The organism is Micromonospora siamensis (assembly GCF_900090305.1).
GTDB lineage: Bacteria > Actinomycetota > Actinomycetes > Mycobacteriales > Micromonosporaceae > Micromonospora > Micromonospora siamensis.
Genome location: NZ_LT607751.1, coordinates 6,231,035 through 6,250,119, shown reverse-complemented (window position 1 = coordinate 6,250,119; position 19,085 = coordinate 6,231,035). Strand labels below are relative to the sequence as shown.

Here is a 19,085-nt window from a genome sequence, read left to right as displayed (position 1 = left end):
GGGCCGCGCGGCCCGGGCCGGCCGGTACGCGGGCGGCGGTGGCGGGTCGGCGGGGGCCCGACCCGCGGAGCCCGGAGTCGGGGCGGGTCGGGCGGCGGGACCTGGTCAGGGCTGGAAGCCGTCCGGGAGCAGCCGGGCCAGCGCACGCACCGCCCGGTACTGCAGAGCCTTGATGGCGCCCTCGTTCTTGCCCATCGCGCGGGCCGTCTCGGCCACGAGAAGCCCTGGAGGAACCGCAGCACGATGCACTCCTGCTGCTCCGGGTTTCAGCTGGGTGACCGCGGTGAGCAGGGCGACGTTGGTGATGTGCTCGACCACCGCCGCCTCCGGCTTGCCCTCCGGCCCCCGGTCCTCCCGGTCGGCGTCGAGCACGTCGCCGGTGGTCACCTCCAGCCGGTAGCGGCCGGACTTGAAGTGGTCGGCGACCAGGTTCCGGGCGATCGTCACCAGCCAGGCGCCGAGGTCGCGGCCCTGCCAGGTGAAGCTGCCGATCCGCTTGAGCGCCCGCAGGAAGGTGTCGGAGGTGAGGTCCTCGGCGAGCTGCCGGTTGCCGACCCGGAAGTAGACGAAGCGGAAGACGGTGTCGACGTACCGGTCGTAGATCAGGCCGAACGCCTCGGCCTCGCCGGCCTGGGCCCGCTCGACGAGCGTCCACACCTCGGTCGCCGGGTCGGACGGTCGGGCGGCTCGGGTAACCGGTGGCCGTGGTGGCCGGCGCCTCCGGGCGTACCGCCGGGATCACCGCCGTCTCGGCGGCCGCCGGGTCGGGCGCCGGGGCCTCGGCGGACCGCCGCCCCTGCGACGGCATCGTCGGCCGGGCCGGTACGGCCACCCCGCCGGCCGGCCGGGCGTTGCCCCCGGGCACCGCCGGGCGGGTCGGCGCCTCGTTCGGGTGCGGCCGGCTGCGGGGCCGGCGGGCCGCGCCGTCGCCCTGCACGGCCAGGCCCCACCTGTCCTCGGTGGAGGTCAACCGCTCGTTCACCGGCGTCCGGGGTGCCGGGCCGGTCAGGCCAGCCGGCTTGTCGGCGTAACCGAAGGTGGTCACCGTGCCTCCCCGCTGCGGTGGGCTGTCGGTCGCACCGCGCGCCACGGCACCGCCGGGGCGGGAGCGGGGCTGCCGTGGGGCAGCGCCGGTCCGGGACGTGCCGGCGGGCGGCAGATCCCCTTGAGGTGCTGGTCCAATGCGCTCACGGGCACGGGGGCCTCCTCGGGCTGAGGGGTGTCGACTCACGGCAAATGGGGTGAGCCGACCCGAGTGATGATAGGGCCAACGTCACCCACGCGTGGCAAGTCCGTTACACAGAGCGGAAGTATTTCCCCCGGCGACGCACACATGGCGGACCGGTTGTCCGTCGTGTGCGGTTGACTTTCCGAACCGGACCGGTTCGTGAAGGAAACTCCTGGTGGGACGGGTTGGGCGGGGGATCGTCGTACGCGGGGCGTGGCCCGGCCGCCGTCCGCTGTGCCAGACTCAGCCACCGTGCAGGACGCAGCAGACGGCTCCGCGCCGAACCTCGCCGACCGGCTCCGCCGGGTGGCCGCCGAGCGCGGCGACCATCCCGCCCTGATCGGACGTGAGCGCACCCTCACCTGGTCCGAACTGGACGCGGCGGTGGACGCCGTGGCCGCCGCGCTGGCCCCCACCGGCCCCACCGACACGCCGGACCGGGTCGCCATCGCGCTGCCCAACTCGATCGACTTCGTCCTCGGCCACCTCGGCGCGCTGCGGGCCGGGCTGGTGGCGGTGCCGGTCAACCCGGGGCTCACCGCCCCCGAGCTGCGGCACGTACTGGCCGACTCCGGCGCGGCCACCCTGATCTGCACGCCGGCGGTGCGGGACCGGGTCGCCGGGATCGCCGCCGGACTGCCGGCGCTGACCGCCGTGCACACCGCGCCGCCGACCGCCGCGCCCGCCGGTCCGCTGCGCCTCCCCGTCCGGGGCGGCGAAGACCTGGCGGTGCTGCTCTACACCTCCGGCACCGAGGGTCATCCCAAGGGCGCGATGCTGTCGCACCGGGCGCTGACCGCCAACCACGGGCAGATCGCCCGGATCGACCCGCCGGTGGTCGGGCCGGACGACACCGTGCTGCTTGCCCTGCCGCTGTTCCACGCGTACGGGTTGAACTCGGGGCTCGGGGCGGTGCTGCACCACGGGGCGACCGGGGTGCTCGTCGACGAGCCGGGTGCGGCCGGGGCGCTGGACCTGCTCGCCCGGCACCCGGTCAGCGTGCTGGTCGGCGTACCGCCGATGTTCCTGGCCTGGTCCACCGCGGACGCCGGCGCGCTCGACGCGGCGATGCGGTCGGTGCGGGTCGCGGTCTGCGGCGCGGCGCCGCTGGACCCGGCGGTCGCGGCCCGGTTCACCGAGGCCACCGGCCATCCGGTGCACGTCGGGTACGGCCTCACCGAGACCGCGCCGGTGCTCACCTCCACCCTGGTCGACGGCGAGCCGAAGCCCGGTTCGATCGGCCGGCCGCTGCCGGGGGTGGAGCTGCGCCTGGTCGGCCCGGACGGGGCGGACCTGTGGCGGGACGGCGTGCCGGAGCCGGACGAGGACGCCGACGAGCTGGACCTGACCGACGACTCGCCGGGCACCGACCCGGGCGAGATCGTGGTACGCGGGCGAACCTCTTCTCCGGCTACTGGCCGGACGGTCGGGGTGGCCCGGACGCCGACGGCTGGTGGGCCACCCGGGACGTGGCCTACGCCGACTCCGACGGCGACCTGTTCCTGGTCGACCGGCTCGGCGAGCTGATCCTGGTCAACGGCTTCAACGTCTATCCGCACGAGGTGGAGCTGGTGCTCCAGGCGCATCCGGCGGTGGCCGAGTCGGCCGTCCTGGGCGTGCCGCACCCGCGGACCGGCGAGACTGTGCGGGCGTACGTGGTGGCGGCGGCGGACCGGCCGGTGACCGAGGCGGAGCTGCTCGCCCACTGCGCCCGCAACCTGGCCCGCTTCAAGTGCCCGACCGGCGTCGAGTTCGTCGACACGCTGCCGTACTCCGCGATCGGCAAGGTACGCAAGACCCAGCTGCGTCCGGCCCCGGCCGGCGCCCGCCCGCCGGCTGAGGCCGACCGCTCCACGGAGGTACCCGATGTCCACTGACGCCCGGCTCGCCCTGATCACCCGGCCCGGCTGCCACCTCTGCGAGGACGCCCGCGCGGCGATGGACCGGGTGGTGGCGGTCACCGGTGACCGGTGGGTGGAGAAGGACGTCACCGACGACGTCGAGCTGGAACGCGAGTACGGCGACCGGCTGCCCGTGGTGCTGCTCGACGGCAAGGAGCACGGCTACTGGCGGGTGGAGGAGGACCGGCTGCTGCGTGACCTCACCACCCCGCAGCTCTGACCGGCCGGTTACCGTGCACGGATGACCCCTGCGCGCCACCACCTGGTGTGGGACTGGAACGGCACCCTGCTCAACGACCTGGACCTGGTGGTCCGGGCGACCAACACGGCGTTCGCCAGCGCCGGCGGCCCGGCCGTGACCGCCGACGAGCACCGGATCCGGTTCCGCCGGCCGATCGCCGACTACTACGCCGAGATGCTCGGTCGGGCGGTCGACGCCGAGGCGTTCGGCACGCTGGACCGGATCTTCCACGACGCGTACCGGGCGGGGCTGACCAGTTGCGCGCTGGCCGACGACGCGACGGCGGCGATCGCTGCCTGGCCGGGCAGCCAGTCGCTGCTGTCCATGTGGTTCCACGACGAGCTGGTGCCGACCGTGCACACGTACGGGCTGACTCCGCACTTCGCCCGGGTCGACGGGCTGCGCTCGGCGGTCGGCGGTGGCCCGAAGGCGGAGTGGCTGGCGAAGCACCTCGCCGAGCTGGGCCTGTCCGGCAGCGAGGTGGTGCTGATCGGGGACTCGGTCGACGACGCCGACGCGGCGCTCTCGGTCGGCGCCCGCTGCGTTCTCTACACCGGCGGCCTGACCCACCCGGAAACCCTCCGCACCACCCCCCACCCCGTCGCCGACACCCTCACCCAGGCGGTGACCCTCGCCCGAACCCTCCCCTGACCCCCTCGGCAGCCCGCGGTGCCGGGTGGGTCAGGGGTGGAGGTAGGTGAGGACGGCCTGGACGCGGCGGTGGTGGGTGGTGGGGTCGGGGGAGAGGCCGAGCTTGGTGAAGATGTTGCGGACGTGCTTCTCCACCGCACCGTCGCTGACGACCAGGGTCCGCGCGATGCTGGTGTTCGAGCGGCCCTCGGCCATCAGGGCCAGCACCTCGCGCTCGCGGGGGGTCAGCGCGGCCAGCGGGTCGTCGCGGCGGCGGCGGACCAGCAGCTGGGCGACCACCTCCGGGTCCAGCACGGTGCCGCCGGCGGCCACCCGGGCCAGCGCGTCCAGGAACTCGTCTATCGCGGCCACCCGGTCCTTGAGCAGGTAGCCGATCCCGCCGCCGCCGGCGCCGCCGGTGGTGGCCAGCAGGTCGTCGGCGTACGACACCTCGACGTACTGGGAGAGCACCAGGACCGGCGTACGCGGGACCAGCCGGCGGGCCGTGACCGCCGCCCGCAGCCCCTCGTCGGTGTGCGTGGGGGGCATCCGGACGTCCACCAGCGACACGTCCGGCCGGTGTTCCACCACCGCCGCCACCAGGGCGTCACCGTCGCCGACCGCGGCCACCACCTGGTGCCCGAACTCGGTCAGCAGCCGGACCAGCCCCTCCCGGAGCAGTACGGCGTCGTCCGCGATCACCACCCGCATGCCCACGGTGTCTACCACCTCGCGCCGCCGGGCCCGCCGCAGCCCGGGTCGGGCCGGCGCCGCCGCGCCCGGGGGCCGGCCGGCCGGAGCCCGCTCACCGGGGCAGTTCGACGTGCAGCGCGGTCGGGCCTCCGGCCGGGCTGGTCAGGTCGAGCGTGCCCCCGACCGCCCGGACCCGGTCGGCGAGCCCGGCCAGGCCGTGCCCCTTGGCCAGGTGCGCGCCGCCCATCCCGTCGTCGGTGACCTCGACCTCCAGCCGGCCCAACCGACGGGTGACGGTGACCCGGCTGGTGGTCGCCCCGCTGTGCTTGGCGACGTTGGTGAGCGCCTCGGCGACCACGAAGTAGGCGGTGTTCTCCACCGCCGGGTCGAGCCGCCCGGTGGGCGTGCAGAGTTCCGGGTCGACGGCCAGCTCCACCGGGGCCAGGGAGCGGCCGGCCAGGGCGGCCAGTGCGCTGGGCAGGCCGCGGTCGACGAGGATCGGCGGGGCGATGCCCCGGGACAGGGCGCGCAGCTCGTCGAGGGTCTCCCGGGCCTGGGTGACGGCCTCGTCGAGGGTGCGGCCGGCCGCCTCCGGGTCGGCGGCGAGCTGGTGCCGGGCCCGGCTCAGGTCCATGGCGAGGCGGACCAGCCGCTGCTGCGGGCCGTCGTGGATGTCGCGTTCCAGCCGGCGCAGGGCGGTCGCCTCGGCGGAGGCGGCGGCCCGCTTCTGCTCCTCCAGGGTGCTGATCCGGTTGCGTACCTCGGCCACGCCGGTGAGCAGGGCCCGGGCGAAGGATGCCTGGAGCAGCGCGCAGCCGCGGGCCATCAGCGGCAGGGTGAGCAGGGCGAACAGCCCGATCGCGGTGTTCAGCGCGATACGCGCGGTGGCGCCGTCGCCCATCCCGAGCAGCTGACTGAGGTCCTGGTCGTCGGGGCCCCGGGGGATGGCCCAGTCGTACGCCCAGTAGAGCGTGCCGGTGAGCGCGAGCGCCCACCAGACCACCAGGGGTACGAGGGTGAGCAGCGCCACGGGCAGCTTGAACAGCCCGTGGGCGAGATCGAGCCAGGACTGCGCGTCGCGCATCGGGATGAAGACGCGGCGCCAGTAGCCGCCCCCGGCCGGTGGGGCCAGGTAGTCGGGGCGTACCCGGGGCTGGCGCAGCACGGCGGGGAGCCGGAAGCGTTCGACGTCGGCCAGCGCACGCGCAACGTAGAGGGTGCCGGCGAGGACGGGCAGGCCTAGCGTGGTGACCAGAAGGCCGGCGCTGAGTGAGATTCCCACCACGGCGGCGGCGAAGCCAGCGATCGCGAGCGGCAGGCCGAGCAGCACGTACCCGGAGTCCCGGAGGAGTTGGCGGGCGGTGCCGCGCAGCGGCGTCGGAGCGGACAGGGGTACGGCGGTCATGTGCTCAGGCTAGGAGGGTTGTCCGTTTCGGCCCATCCTGTGGGCCGGTGTATCGGGGGTGGGGTTGTCCCTACCTGCCTCGTCGGCGTCGGTGGTCGGTCGGCTTCCGGGCTCCGGTCACTCTGCGCGACGGCGCGCGCGCGATTGGTCAGAGAAGTCGTAATTGAGCAATAATCGCCGAGCGGCGCCGGCGGAGGCCGCCGGATCGATCTTGTGGAATGGAGGAGCTGGTGGAGGGGCGTCGCGGATCAGCAAGATCGCGATTTGTGCACGTCTTCACAAGCGCCTACTCTGTAGTTCCGACGCGCCCCGCTAGCACGACCGACAACCTCGGTCGCGAGCGGGGGTCCCGAAACGGCCGGGCACCGGAGCTGGCCGAGGATCGCACCGCACGGAGTCTCATGAGTCAGCACCGTCACCCTGGCGCGCCCGGCCGCGCCGGTGCCGTACCGGCGCTTCCGGACCTGCCGGAGGCGACCGTCGCGCGGCTCCCGGAATACCTCCGAGCCCTGCACAACCTCGCCGAGGCCGGGCACGAGACGGTCTCCAGCGAAGGGCTGGCCGGTGCCGCCGGGGTGAACTCCGCCAAGCTCCGCAAGGACCTCTCCCAGCTCGGCTCGTACGGCACCCGGGGCGTCGGCTACGACGTCACGCTGCTGATCGAGCAGATCGAGTACGTCCTCGGCCTGACCCAGCGCCGCGCCGTGGCCCTCGTCGGCGTGGGTAATCTCGGTCACGCCCTGGCCGGCTACGACGGCTTCGCCAGCCGTGGCTTCCGGATCGCCGCGCTGCTCGACGCCGACCGATCCCGGATCGGCGAGATCATCAACGGGCTGGTCGTACGCCATGTCGACGAACTGCCCCGGGTCGCCGCCGAGGAGTCGATCGCGATCGGCGTGATCGCCACCCCGGCCGCCGCCGCCCAGGGCGTCGCCGACCAGCTCGTCGCCGTCGGTGTGACGAGCATCCTCAACTTCGCGCCGTGCGTACTCTCGGTTCCGGAAGGGGTCGACGTGCGCAAGGTCGACCTCGCCATCGAGTTGCAGATCCTGTCCTTCCACGAGCACCGCAAGGCGTCGCTGACCGCGCTGCCCGCCGCCGGCGGGTCCGGCCTGACCGCCCTGCCCGGTCGGCTCGCGGCCACCGACACCCAGGAGGCGATCGGCACGTGAAACTGCTCGTCGTCGGCGCGTCCTACCGCACCGCCCCGGTCGCCACCCTGGAGCGGCTGGCGGTGGCCCCCGCCGAACTCACCCGCACCCTGGACCGCCTGGTCGCCCAGCCGTACGTCGCCGAGGCCGTGCTCGTCTCCACCTGCAACCGGGTGGAGGTCTACGCCGCCGTCTCCGGCTTCCACGGCGGCCTCGGCGACATCTGCGCCGTCCTCGCCGAGCAGGCCGGCGCCCCGCCCGCCGCCCTGGCCAACCACCTCTACGTGCACTACGACGCCGCCGCGGTCGACCACGTCTTCCGGGTCGCCGCCGGCCTGGACTCGATGGTGGTCGGCGAGGCGCAGATCCTCGGCCAGCTGCGCGACGCGTACCACTGGGCCGCCGGGGCCGACTCGGCCGGCCGGCTGGTCCACGAGCTGATGCAGCAGGCCCTGCGGGTCGGCAAGCGGGCACACGCCGAGACCAACATCGACCGCGCCGGCCAGAGCGTGGTCAGCGCCGCGCTCGACCTGGCCGCGGGGCACCTCGACGGCGACCTCGCCGGCCGCCCGGCCATGGTCGTCGGTGCCGGCGCGATGGGCTCCCTCGGTGTGGCGACGCTCTCCCGGCTCGGCGCCGGGCCGCTCACCGTCACCAACCGTGGCGCCGATCGGGCGGTACGCCTCGCCGAGTCGTACGGTGCGAACGCCGTGCCGATGGCCGAACTCGTCGACGCACTCGCCACAGTGGACATCGTAGTGGCCGCCACCGCGGCCACCGAACCGGTCCTCAGCCTCGACGTGGTGACCCGGGCGCTGGCCCGGCGCGCCGCCGACCGGGGCCCGCTGGTCCTGCTCGACCTGGCCGTGCCGCGCGACGTCGAGGAGGGTGTGGCCGAACTGCCCGGCGTCGAGGTGATCGACATCGACCGGATGGCCACCGTCCTCGCCGGCGGGCCGGCCGCCGCCGACGCCGCCGAGGTCACCCGGATCGTCACGGCCGAGGTCGAGGCGTTCCTGTCCTGGCTGCGCGGCGCCGACGTGGCCCCCACCGTGGCCGCCCTGCGCGGACGCGCCGACGACGTGGTCACCGCCGAGCTGCGCCGGCTCGCCCAGCGCCGCCCCGACTTCACCGACGAGCAGCGCGCCGACGTCGCCCGCACGGTCCACCGGGTGGTGCAGCGGCTGCTGCACCAGCCCACCGTGCGGGTCCGCCAGCTCGCCGCCGAGCCCGGCGGCGACCAGTACGCCGCGCTGCTGCGCGAGCTGTTCGACCTTCAGGTTCCGCAGACCTCCCCGGTCGACACCGTCCCCGACGTCGTCGAGGCCGAGGGTGTCGCCGGGTCCGAGGCCACCGGCCGGCCGTCCTTTCCGGTGGCCGAGGTCCCGGCCGCCACGCCGGTCAGCGGCACCGTCGTCCCGTCCACCGGAGGTGAGCGATGAGCACCCCCCTGCGCCTGGGCACCCGGGGCAGCACCCTGGCGATGGCCCAGTCCGGTCAGGTCGCCGACGCGCTGACCGCCGCCACCGGGCGTCCCGTCGAGCTGGTCGAGGTGGTGACCGCCGGGGACCGTTCCTCGGCCCCGGTGCACCGGCTCGGCGTCGGCGTCTTCGTGTCGGCCCTGCGTGACGCGCTGACCGCCGGCACCATCGACCTCGCGGTGCACTCCTACAAGGACCTGCCCACGGCGGACGCGCCCGGCCTGCACATCGCCGCGGTGCCGCCCCGGCAGGACCCGCGGGACGCGCTGATCGCCCGCGACGGCCGAACGCTGGCCGAGCTGCCCCCCGGCTCGCGGATCGGCACCGGCGCGCTGCGCCGCATCGCCCAGCTGCACGCCCTCGGCCTCCAACTGGAGGTGACGCCGATCCGGGGCAACATCGACACCCGCCTCGGGCGGGTCGTCGGCCCGGACGCCGACCTGGACGCGGTCGTCCTGGCCCGGGCCGGTCTGGTCCGGATCGGTCGGGCCGACGTGATCACCGAGACGCTCGACCCGATGCTCATGCTGCCCGCGCCCGCCCAGGGCGCGCTGGCGGTGGAATGTCGCAGCGACGACCACGACCTGGTCGAACTGCTCGCGGTGCTCGACCATGCACCGTCCCGGGCCGCGGTCGTCGCGGAACGGGCGCTGCTGGCCACCCTGGAGGCCGGGTGCTCCGCGCCCGTCGCCGCCTACGCCATCATCGCCGAAGGCGAGCCAGCCAGCTCGGCCGCCGAAGGCGACGTTGTCGAAGAGATCTACCTGCGCGGGGCGGTGATCAGCCCGGACGGCACCCGAGACCTCCGGCTGTCCCGCACCGGTACGCCCGCCGACGCGGCGGAGATCGGCAAGGCACTCGCCGCCGAACTCCTCGAACTCGGCGCCGACTCGATCCTCGGCCAAGAAGGACACGCCGGCCCGGGGACCCAGCAATTTGGGAGCACAGAATGACCCGCACCCGTAAGCCCGTAGGCCGCATCGCGTTCGTCGGGGCCGGCCCCGGCGACCCGGGCCTGCTGACCCGCCGGGCGCACGACGCCCTGGTCGACGCCGACCAGGTGGTCTACGACCGGGGGGTACCGGAGACGCTGCTCGACGCCGTACGCGCCGAGGCCCGCGAGGACGCCCAGTTCACGCCGGCCGAGGGCGCCCCGGGTGACGTGGCGAAGGTGCTCATCTCCGCCGCCCGGTCCGGCCTGAACGCGGTGCACCTGGTCGCCGGTGACCCGTTCGGCCACGACTCGGTGGTCAAGGAGGTGCAGGCGGTCGCGCGTACCGCCGCGCACTTCGAGGTGGTGCCCGGTGTCGGGCAGGCCGAGGGGGTGGCCACCTACGCGGGTGTCCCGCTGCCGGGCGTACGCACCGCCGCCGACGTCGAGGACGTCAGCACGCTCGACTTCGACGCGCTCGCCGCCGCGGTCGGCCGGGGCTCGCTGGCGCTGGCCATCGACGCCGGTGACCTGGCCGCGGTCCGGGACGGCCTGCTGGCCGCCGGGGTCGACGGCGGCACGGGCGTCGGGGTGACCGGCGACGGCACCGGCGAGACGCAGTACACCACCACGTCGACCGTGGACTCCTTCGTCGCGGCGGCGCTCGGCTTCACCGGCCGGGTGGTGCTCACCGTCGGCGCGGGCGTCGGCGAGCGGGACAAGCTGAGCTGGTGGGAGAACCGCCCGCTGTACGGCTGGAAGGTGCTGGTGCCCCGCACCAAGGAGCAGGCCGGGGCGATGAGCGCGCGGCTGCGCGCGTACGGGGCGATCCCGTGCGAGGTGCCGACCATCGCGGTGGAGCCGCCGCGTACCCCCGCCCAGATGGAGCGGGCGGTCAAGGGCCTGGTCGACGGCCGGTACGCCTGGGTGATCTTCACCTCGGTGAACGCGGTCCGCGCGGTCTGGGAGAAGTTCGCCGAGCACGGCCTCGACGCCCGGCACTTCGGCGGCGTCAAGATCGCCTGCATCGGCGAGGCCACCGCCGACGCGGTGCGCGCCTTCGGCATCCAGCCGGAGCTGGTGCCGGCGGGCGAGCAGTCCTCCGAGGGCCTGCTGGCCGAGTTCTCGCCGCACGACGAGATCCTCGACCCGGTGGGCCGGGTGCTGCTGCCGCGCGCCGACATCGCCACCGAGACCCTGGCCGCCGGGCTCACCGAGCGCGGCTGGGAGGTCGACGACGTGACCGCGTACCGGACCGTCCGGGCGGCCCCGCCGCCCGCCGAGATCCGCGACGCGATCAAGTCGGGCGGGTTCGACGCCGTGCTCTTCACCTCGTCCTCCACGGTCCGGAACCTGGTCGGCATCGCCGGGAAGCCGCACGCCCGCACCGTTGTTGCAGTCATCGGGCCCAAGACGGCGGAGACCGCGACGGAGTTCGGCCTGCGGGTCGACGTCCAGCCTCAGCACGCCTCGGTGCCCGACCTGGTGGAGGCGCTCGCCGCCTACGCCGTCGAGCTGCGCGAGAAGCTGGCCGCCATGCCGGCCAAGCAGCGCCGTGGTTCGAAGGTGCAGGGGCCGACCGCCCTCCGCTTCCGCTGATCGTGGTTCGCTGATCGTTGCCGGGAGGCCTGTCATGCCGTACCCCGAGATCCGGCCCCGCCGGCTGCGTCGCAACGCGGCCGTGCGGCGGCTGGTCGCCGAGACCCGCGTCGACCCGGCCGAGCTGGTCGTGCCGATGTTCGTCAAGGAGGGGCTGACCGAGCCACGGCAGATCGCGTCGCTCCCGGGGGTGCTCCAGCACTCCCGGGACTCCCTGCGCAAGGCCGCCGCGGAGGCGGTCCAGGCCGGGGTCGGCGGGATCATGCTCTTCGGCGTGCCGGAGTCCCGGGACGAGACCGGCTCGGGCGGGATCGACCCGGCGGGCATCCTCAACGTCGCCATCCGCGACGTCGTCGCCGAGGTGGGTGACGCCACCGTCGTGATGAGCGACCTCTGCCTGGACGAGTTCACCTCGCACGGGCACTGCGGGGTGCTCACCCCGGGCGGCGAGGTGGACAACGACGCCACGCTGACCGCGTACGCCGAGATGGCGGTGGCCCAGGCCAACGCCGGGGTCCACGTGGTCGGGCCGTCCGGGATGATGGACGGTCAGGTGGGCGTGGTCCGCCGGGCCCTGGACGCCGCGGGCCACCAGGACGTCGCCGTGCTGGCGTACGCCGTGAAGTACGCCTCCGCGTTCTTCGGCCCGTTCCGGGACGCGGTGGAGTCGTGCCTGGAGGGCGACCGGCGCAGCTACCAGCAGGACCCGGCGAACCTGCGGGAGTCGCTGCGCGAGGTCGAGCTGGACGTGGCCGAGGGCGCCGACATGGTGATGGTCAAGCCGGCCCTGCCCTACCTCGACGTGGTGTCGGCGGTCCGGGCCGCGGTCGACGTCCCGGTCGCCGCCTACCAGGTCTCCGGCGAGTACGCGATGGTCGAGGCGGCCGCCGCGAACGGCTGGATCGACCGGGAGCGGGTGATCCTGGAGACGCTCACGTCGATCCGGCGGGCCGGCGCGCAGATCATCCTCACCTACTGGGCCGTCGAGGCCGCCCAGCTCCTCCGCCAGCGTTACTGACGCACGCCGGCCGCCCTGCGGGTGGCCGGCGAGATCACGCTGCCGCGCTCCGTGGCGTGCCCTGCCGCACCACGCCTGTCGGTCCGGTCCGCGCCGCGCCCGTCGGCGCGGCCCGCCACCTCACCTTGCGGCCCCTTTGCTCTGCTGCGGCCCACGCACCGCAAAGGTGCTCGCACCGTTGCGTCCGCTACAGCAGAGCAAAGGGGCGGCGGGAGACGTGGCGGGGTCGGCGGGGCTCCGGGGCTGTGGATGTACGACCCGTTGTCCACAGCGTTGTCCACAGGGATTGCCGGTCCGGGGGCGCTGCGGGCATGGTCGGCGGCATGAGTTCGACCTCCGATTCCGGCCCGAGCGGCGACGGACCCACCGGTCCCGCCCTCGCCGGACCGGGCCCCGACGAACCGCTGTCCGGCCGACCGGGAGGCGCGCCGCCGGCTCAGCCAGTGGGAGGTGCGGGTGGCGAAGTACCGCTCCGTGCCCCGCCCACCCGACCCACGCCGGTGGGACCACTGAGACGGCCCGCCGTCCAGCCGGTGAGCTGGACGACGGGCCGCCGTCGGAAGGGACCGTCAGTCGTCGTTGGCGATCGTGCCCACGGCGAGCGGGTCGGTCAGCTGGAGGCCGGGCACACCGGCCACCAGCAGGGTCAGCTTCTCGTCGGGCTCGACCCGCCGGTCACCGCGGATGGCCACCGGGAAGGTCAGCGAGGTCTGGCCGGCGGCCAGGGTCTTGCAACCGACGTACGCGTCGTAGTCCTGGCCGGCCTGCGCAGAGGTGCCGTACGTGCCGGCGCAGATCGTGGCCGGCTCGGAGAGCGGCCGGGACACCGTCACCGTGAAGGTCATCGGCTTCGTGCCCTGGTCGCCCTCGGTCACCGTGACGTCGCCGACGCTCAGCGACGCCCGGGAACGGAACCGGGCGACCTGCGGGTCGTGGTCGCTGGCCCCCCGGTCACCGAGACCGTCGGTGTCGGCCGGGTAGTCGGAGTTGATGTGCGCCACCCGGGCCTGCACCAGGTCACCGTGCAGCTCGTCGTTGACGAACACGTTGTCCAGCGTCTGCGCCTGCCCCTGGTAGGTGTACGAGTACGCCGCCGCCGGCACCTGCGCGACGATGTCGTCCCACAGGTTGTGCATTCCGGCGGAGTACAGCGGCGCGAGCTGGTCCGACGGGGTCGGGTTCTCGGCCGTCGCGATCGGGTCGTCCGGGCGGGGGTAGACGTTCAGGTCCCCGCCGTAGACCACCCGGGCCTGCGGCTCGCTCGCCTCGATGGCCTGGATCACGGCCGCTCCGTACGCGGCCTGCTCGCGCCGCTGCGCCACCCGACGGTCCGGGCCGGACGAGAAGTGGTTGGCGATCGCCCAGAGGGTGAGGTGCTCGCTCTTCCCCGGGGCCGCCGCCACGGTGAACTTCCCGACCTGCGGGGCCCGGGTGTAGACGTTCCTGCCGTCCGTGTCGCCCACCACGTCGGCGGGCAGCACCGCGTTGAGTGCCTTCGGGTTCTGCACGTCGGTGTTCGACGGCAGCGCCGCCGCGCGGTACTGCACGGTGGGGGCGGCGCCGAGCAGCGGGTCACCGGCGGTGGCCTCCGCCAGCGCCAGCCGGTCGGTACGGTACAGGAACGCCGAGGTGATGCCCCGGGCGTCCGCGCCGGTCCGGTCGTACGCCGCGGCGTAGGCCGGGCCACCGTTGGCGGCGATGGTGAGGGCGAGTTCCTGGACCGTGTCCGGGGCGCCGTCGGCGTTGTCGGTGGCGCCGCAGGTCAGCGCGCCGTCGACGACCGAGCAGATGTCCTGGTCCTCGGCCTCCTGGATCATCAGCAGATCGGGGCTGTGCAGGTCGTTGATGATCTGCCGCGCCTCCTTGCCGAGCCGGGTGTTGTACGCCGCCTCGTCGGCCGGCACGTAGTCGAACGGCGGGTTCACCCCGGCGCAGCCGGAGTTGCCGTCGAAGTCGCAGCCGTCGAACGGGTCGTCCCGGTAGTCGTACAGGTTCTCCACGTTGTAGGTCCCCACCGCGACCTCCCGGTCCCGGTTCGCCGCCCGCGGCGGGTTGTTCGCCGCCGGCTCGGCGCCCGCGGCGAAGGAGACCGCCGTGGGCTGGACCGTGTACTTGCTGAAGCCGTACGCGACGGCGCCGACGGCGTCCTCGGTGAGCGTGTCGAAGGTACGGACGGCCGGCAGCAGCGCCGCGTTGTCACCGACGGCGGCCTTGACCCCGCCGGCGCCGATCAGGATCCGCTGCGGGTTGCCGTTGTCGAACAGCTGGCCCGGGACGTCGTCCAGCGGGTGGGCGTCCCGGAAGGACCGGCGGGCGTACGGGTCGGTCCGCTTCATCAGCGGGTCCTCCCGGTCCAGCACCTGGATCTCCGAGTCGAGGGAGGACGCGAAGACGTACCGGGGCGCGGTGGTCCCGCTGCCCGCGCGGACCCGCACCAGGGCGCCCTCGTGCCGCTCCCAGAACCGGGCCACCTCGGCCGCGTCGGCCGACGGGGTGGCGGTGTCCACCTGGACGGCGGTGTCCACGTCGAGGTCGGAGTCCAGCTTGCGCACCAGCGACGCACTGGAGAGCTGGGTCTGGTTGAAGTACTCCGACACCCGGCCGCGCAGCACCACCTCGTCGCCGACGGTCGGCGCGTAGCCGCCGATCAGGGTCTTGAACGAGCCGGTGAAGACGAAGAGGCCGTCCGAGGTCAGCGGGTCGCCGTCCTCGGTGCCCTTGCGACTCTGCAGGTAGAAGCCCCACTGGTCGGCCCCGGCCGAGGTGCGCAGGAGCGACTTCTGGGTGATCACGCCGCGGACGTCGTACAGGGTGGAGCTGGTGCCGTTGCCGCTGGCCGGGGCGAGCGGCGACCGGTCCGTGGCGCCGTTCTCGTCGTCACCGGTGCCGCCCTGCACCTCGCCGACCGTCAGCACGGCGGTGGCCTGCACGGTGAGGTTGCAGGTGGCGGTGCCGCCGTCGGCGTCCGTCGCGGTCACGGTGACCGTGTACGCGCCGCCGGGGAGCCCGGCCGCGGTGAGCGTCGCGGTCGCGGTGCCGCCGGCCGCGGTGGCCGGGGTGAGGGCGGTACGGCTGATCGAGCCGGTGGCCGGGGCGGGGGTGACCGCGGTGACGGCCAGGTCCACGATGGTGTCGTCGGCGTCGGTGGCGGTCACCTCCCGGGTCGCCGTGGCGCCCGCCTCCAGGGTGAGGGTGCCGCCGCAGGTGAGCACGGCCGGGGCGTCCACCGGGCCGCCACCGTCGACGCTGTGGTTGCCCAGCCCGTCGAAGGTGTCGGTGGCGAAGCCGGCCCACTGGGTGGCCGGGTCGAAGGCGTCCGACGGGTCGGTGTCGCCGGAGCTGATCGTCGGCAGCCGGCGCAGCGTGTTGTCGGCGGTGCTGGTGAGCCCGGTGCCCCACTCGGTGCCCGGGTCGACGCCCACCTGACCGATCGAGTCGAGCACCGTCGAGCCCTTGCGCAGCACGATCGCGTCGTCGCCGTTGTACAGCGAGGAGCCGTACGTCTGGTCGGCCTGGGCGAGGATCGCCGGCGCGGCGCTGGAGGCGGCGAAGACGAAGACGTCCCCGGCGGCCACCGTGCCGGTCAGGGCGATGTTCGTCGACGTGGTCGCGCCGTTGAAGAAGAGCTGGAGCTGGTAGCCGCCGGCGGCCAGGTCGACCGGGGCGCCGGTGCCGTTGTAGAGCTCGATCGCCTTGTTGTTGGACGAGCCCTCGACGTACTCGGAGATGAACAGGTCGGTGGGCGCGGCGCTTGCCACGCCGGGTGCCGCGCCGATCACCGGAAGGGTGACGGCGGCGGCGGTTGCGAGCGCGGCGTATCTGCGGCGCGGGCGCATGAGGCCTCCACGAAGGGGGAACGTGAACTAACGCACGTTAAGTGCAGTTGCTGGCCGCCGTCCATCCCCCGGGCAGCGCTTTGGTGAATTCCACCCGTCAGCCACCGGTCACCGACCGGCCCGATTCTGTGGACGGCGTGCGCCGGGTCAGGGTGCGGCACCCTCCAGCCGGTGCACCAGCTCGGCGACGTCCACGCTGTATTCGCACCAGTCCCGGTCGGGTCGGTAACCCAGCTCGGCGTTGACCTTCAACATCGCCTCGTTGGCCTGCGCGTTCCAGGTCTGCACCTCGACCAGGCCCGGCTCGGCCGAACGCAGCTCCATCAGCATCCGTGCCTTGATCGCCCGGTCGATGCCGTAGCCGCGGTGGTCCTGCACGACGATGGTGTCGTACTGGTCGGCCCGGGTCGGATGCTGCGCCGGCACCACCACCTCGGTCAGGCCGGCCACCTCACCCGACTGCTCGTGCAGGGCCAGCACGATGTACGGCTTCATGCCGCGCCGGTGCAGCGTGTCGAGGCTGTCCCGCAGCCGCTGCGGGTCGTACGAGCTGGGGCGCAGTTCGCCGTCGTCGACGTCGCGCACCTCCGCCTTGGCCCGCGCGTACGCCTCGATCAGCTCCTCCGGCGGGCCGCCGGGCCAGAACTCGAGGTGGTAGCCCGCGCCGACGCCGGTGGCCATCTCGGCCAGCGCCGGCCACTCCACCGTGGTCAGGTCGAGCACGCTGCGGGTCTCCACGTATTCCCGGGTGAAGCCGAGCGACTCGTAGAACCCGACGGCCGGGGTGTCGCCGACCACCTCCACGCCGATCGACTGGAAGCCCTCGTCCCAGACCCGGCGGGCGGCCAGCCGGACCAGCGTGCGGCCCAGCCCGGTGCGCCGCGCCGACGGGTGCACCAGCACCTCCAGCACGCCGATGCCGCCCAGCAGCAGCACCTGGACGTGCCCGAGGACGTCGCCGGGCGTCCCGTCGTCGCCCGGCTCGGTCTGGGCGATCCAGGAGATCCGCCGTTCGCCGGGCATCACCTCGGAGAGATATTCGCGCAGGGAACTCTCCCGCCAGGGAGGGTCCTGCGGGAGGTCGGCCGCGAGGACCGCGTTCAGCGTGCCCAGCAACGACGTGATCTCGTCGGACGACGCCGTCCTGGGATCCCACTCGCGCACCATCACCCGTCTAGCTTGCCGTCAACGGCAGCCCGGGGGAAGTGTCCAGTTCTCCAATGTATGCGGACGATCACGTCACGTACGGCTGGCCAGTCCGTATTCGTTGGCCTTGTCGTAGACGTCCTGGGCGTACCGGCGCACGTCGTTGTAGGACAGGATCGCCCCCCACCAGTCGCCGGCGATGGTCATGTTCCGGCCGCCCTGGCAGAGGTAACGGCCGGCGGCCAGGGCCGCGTCGTCGAGGTCGTGCGGGTCCACCTTGCCGTCGTTGTCGGCGTCCGCGCCCACCTGCTGCCAGGTGGTGGGGATGAACTGCATCGGCCCGAGGGCGCGGTCGTAGACGGGGTCGCCGTCGATCACGCCCCGGTCGGTGTCGCGGATCAGCGAGCGCCCGCCCTTTCCGTCGAGGGGGTCCCCGACGATCTCGGGGACCGCCCGGCCGTCCGGTTGCAGGGTGGCGCCGTTGGCCTGGCCGTGCCGGGACTCGACGTACCCGATCGCGGCGAGCGTGGTCCAGCTCAGCTGGCAGCTGCGGTGCGTCTGGGCCAGCACCAGTTCCGCGTAGCCGTACGCCTGCACGGCCACCGGCGAGATGCCGACGCGGATGCCGGTGAGCCGGGCCCAGTCGGCCAGGGCGTCCGCCGGCCGGCCCGGCCGCGCGCCCACGCTGGGCGTGGCGCCCGGCGGTGCCGTCGCGCCGGGCAGCGCGGTCGCGCCGGGGAACACGGTCGCACCGGGCAGCGCCGTCGCGCCCGGCAGTGCGGTGGCGCCGGGCAGTGCCGTCGCGCCGGGCAGTGCCGTGGCGTCGGGGAGCGGGGTGAGGCCGGGCAGGCCGGGCCCGGTGGGGGCGGGCCACGCCGGGGACACGGCGGCTCCCGAGGGTGCCGGCAGGCCGGGCAGGACCCCTTCCTGGGGTACGCCGGAACCCGGCGCCGCCGACGTCGCGTCCACCGCCACCGGGCGTGGATCACCGGCGGTCGCCGGGACCACGATCGCGCCCGCCGCCGCCGTCGCGGCGACCAGGCCGAGCAGGAAGAGCCCGGAGAGGGCCAGCCGGCCCGCCGGCCGGCGGGACCAGTCGCGGGTGGCCCGGGACGCGCTGGCCACCAGGCGGCCGGGCGGACGGGTGCGCACCGCGTGCGCGAACGGCACCCGACGGCGTCGGGTGGCCGCCGGGGCGACCGCGACGACCTTCGCCACCTCACCGGCCGGATCGACGTCGTCGGCGGCCTGTTCGTCGGCGGTCGACTCGTTTCCGGTGGCGGGCTTCGCGGCGCCCTCGATGGCGGGCTTCTCCGCGACGGCAGGCTGCCCCTCGATGGACGTCCGCTCCGTGGAGGACGTCCGCTCCGCGGCGGCGGGCTCTGCCGCATCGGCCCCCTCGGCTTCGGCCGCCGGGGGCTTCGACCAGGGGCGACGGGGTCGGGGCAGGGACGTCGGGTCGGGTGCCGCGCCGGAGCCGGCGAGCGGCCCGTCGGGCGGCGCGGCCGGTCGCAGGGGCCGTACCGTCGATCGCTCCTCGCCGTCCGCCACCCGTCGAGTATCACCCATGTCTCCGCCGCCGTCAGGACCGGTCGTACCCTGGACACATGCCCCGGTACGAGTTCCGCTGCCGCGCCTGCGGCGACACCTTCGAGGTCAACCGGCCGATGGCCGAGGCCGGCACCCCGGCGCCCTGCCCGCAGGGGCACGGCGACACGGTCAAGCTGCTCTCCGCGGTGGCGGTCACCGGTCGGGGCGGCTCCGGCCCGTCCGCGCCCGCCGCCGGCGGCGGTTGCTGCGGTGGCGCCTGCGGTTGCTGAACGCG

15 protein-coding genes and 1 pseudogene are annotated in these 19,085 nt (G+C 74.3%); 10 read left to right on the top strand and 6 right to left on the bottom strand.

All coding sequences use genetic code 11. The features are described from left to right. Positions 1 to 105 precede the first annotated feature (105 nt). Entirely contained in the window at positions 106 to 657 is a 552-nt protein-coding gene (locus tag GA0074704_RS29600; RefSeq protein WP_231926709.1) for a sigma-70 family RNA polymerase sigma factor, read from the bottom strand. Positions 658 to 698: 41 nt separating this feature from the next. Between GA0074704_RS29600 and GA0074704_RS29595 the strand changes: the two genes are divergently transcribed. The 4 genes and pseudogenes from GA0074704_RS29595 to GA0074704_RS28615 all read left to right on the top strand — a co-directional run bounded on the left by GA0074704_RS29595 (position 699) and on the right by GA0074704_RS28615 (position 4,021). Beyond that, positions 699 to 1,031: a hypothetical protein gene (locus GA0074704_RS29595; protein WP_231926708.1), complete on the top strand. Its 333-nt coding sequence runs from the start codon at positions 699 to 701 to the stop codon at positions 1,029 to 1,031. Between the two features lie 431 nt (positions 1,032 to 1,462). After that, positions 1,463 to 3,105: pseudogene (locus GA0074704_RS28625) on the top strand (AMP-binding protein). Continuing rightward, a complete protein-coding gene (locus tag GA0074704_RS28620) occupies positions 3,095 to 3,349 on the top strand; it encodes a glutaredoxin family protein (protein WP_088968586.1) in 255 nt (84 codons plus the stop codon). The pseudogene GA0074704_RS28625 and the gene GA0074704_RS28620 overlap by 11 nt, the downstream one beginning before the upstream one ends. A 21-nt stretch (positions 3,350 to 3,370) precedes the next feature. Then, on the top strand, positions 3,371 to 4,021 hold the full coding sequence (locus GA0074704_RS28615; protein ID WP_088968585.1) for an HAD family hydrolase: 651 nt from the start codon (positions 3,371 to 3,373) through the stop codon (positions 4,019 to 4,021). Positions 4,022 to 4,051: 30 nt separating this feature from the next. Here the strand turns inward: GA0074704_RS28615 and GA0074704_RS28610 are convergent, their stop codons facing one another. Together GA0074704_RS28610 and GA0074704_RS28605 are read right to left on the bottom strand one after the other, a co-directional pair. After that, positions 4,052 to 4,711 (bottom strand): LuxR C-terminal-related transcriptional regulator, encoded by a 660-nt coding sequence (locus GA0074704_RS28610; RefSeq protein ID WP_088968584.1) that lies wholly within the window; start codon positions 4,709 to 4,711, stop codon positions 4,052 to 4,054. A gap of 94 nt (positions 4,712 to 4,805) precedes the next feature. Next, positions 4,806 to 6,098 carry a sensor histidine kinase gene (locus GA0074704_RS28605; protein ID WP_088968583.1) on the bottom strand — a complete coding sequence of 431 codons (1,293 nt, stop codon included), beginning with the start codon at positions 6,096 to 6,098 and terminating at the stop codon, positions 4,806 to 4,808. 401 nt (positions 6,099 to 6,499) lie between these two features. On the opposite strand from GA0074704_RS28605, the gene GA0074704_RS28600 reads away from it, so the two are divergent. The 5 genes from GA0074704_RS28600 to hemB are packed head-to-tail and all read left to right on the top strand — an operon-like array spanning position 6,500 to position 12,278. After that, positions 6,500 to 7,270, top strand: coding sequence for a redox-sensing transcriptional repressor Rex (locus tag GA0074704_RS28600; protein ID WP_088968582.1), 771 nt, complete (start codon positions 6,500 to 6,502; stop codon positions 7,268 to 7,270). Further along, positions 7,267 to 8,691 carry a glutamyl-tRNA reductase gene (locus GA0074704_RS28595; RefSeq protein WP_088968581.1) on the top strand — a complete coding sequence of 475 codons (1,425 nt, stop codon included), beginning with the start codon at positions 7,267 to 7,269 and terminating at the stop codon, positions 8,689 to 8,691. The genes GA0074704_RS28600 and GA0074704_RS28595 overlap by 4 nt, the downstream gene beginning before the upstream one ends. Then, complete coding sequence (gene hemC, locus GA0074704_RS28590) at positions 8,688 to 9,683, top strand: hydroxymethylbilane synthase (RefSeq protein ID WP_088973341.1); 996 nt, start codon at positions 8,688 to 8,690, stop codon at positions 9,681 to 9,683. Before GA0074704_RS28595 ends, hemC begins: the two co-directional genes overlap by 4 nt. Further along, a complete protein-coding gene (locus GA0074704_RS28585; RefSeq protein WP_088973340.1) occupies positions 9,680 to 11,260 on the top strand; it encodes a bifunctional uroporphyrinogen-III C-methyltransferase/uroporphyrinogen-III synthase in 1,581 nt (526 codons plus the stop codon). Before hemC ends, GA0074704_RS28585 begins: the two co-directional genes overlap by 4 nt. A 34-nt stretch (positions 11,261 to 11,294) precedes the next feature. Further along, positions 11,295 to 12,278, top strand: a complete 984-nt coding sequence (hemB, locus tag GA0074704_RS28580) for a porphobilinogen synthase (RefSeq protein ID WP_088973339.1) — start codon at positions 11,295 to 11,297, stop codon at positions 12,276 to 12,278. A 569-nt stretch (positions 12,279 to 12,847) separates the two neighbouring features. Here the strand turns inward: hemB and GA0074704_RS28575 are convergent. The 3 genes from GA0074704_RS28575 to GA0074704_RS28565 form a co-directional block, all read right to left on the bottom strand. Continuing rightward, on the bottom strand, positions 12,848 to 16,114 hold the full coding sequence (locus GA0074704_RS28575) for a lamin tail domain-containing protein (protein WP_088973338.1): 3,267 nt from the start codon (positions 16,112 to 16,114) through the stop codon (positions 12,848 to 12,850). 147 nt (positions 16,115 to 16,261) lie between these two features. Then, on the bottom strand, positions 16,262 to 17,281 hold the full coding sequence (locus tag GA0074704_RS28570; protein ID WP_088974043.1) for a GNAT family N-acetyltransferase: 1,020 nt from the start codon (positions 17,279 to 17,281) through the stop codon (positions 16,262 to 16,264). A 72-nt stretch (positions 17,282 to 17,353) separates the two neighbouring features. Continuing rightward, the gene (locus tag GA0074704_RS28565; protein ID WP_331716640.1) at positions 17,354 to 18,811 is read right to left on the bottom strand and encodes a lytic transglycosylase domain-containing protein; all 1,458 of its coding nucleotides are present in this window, start codon (positions 18,809 to 18,811) and stop codon (positions 17,354 to 17,356) included. Between the two features lie 56 nt (positions 18,812 to 18,867). Between GA0074704_RS28565 and GA0074704_RS28560 the strand changes: the two genes are divergently transcribed. Next, positions 18,868 to 19,080 (top strand): FmdB family zinc ribbon protein, encoded by a 213-nt coding sequence (locus GA0074704_RS28560; RefSeq protein WP_088973336.1) that lies wholly within the window; start codon positions 18,868 to 18,870, stop codon positions 19,078 to 19,080. The last annotated feature ends 5 nt before the right edge of the window (positions 19,081 to 19,085 follow it).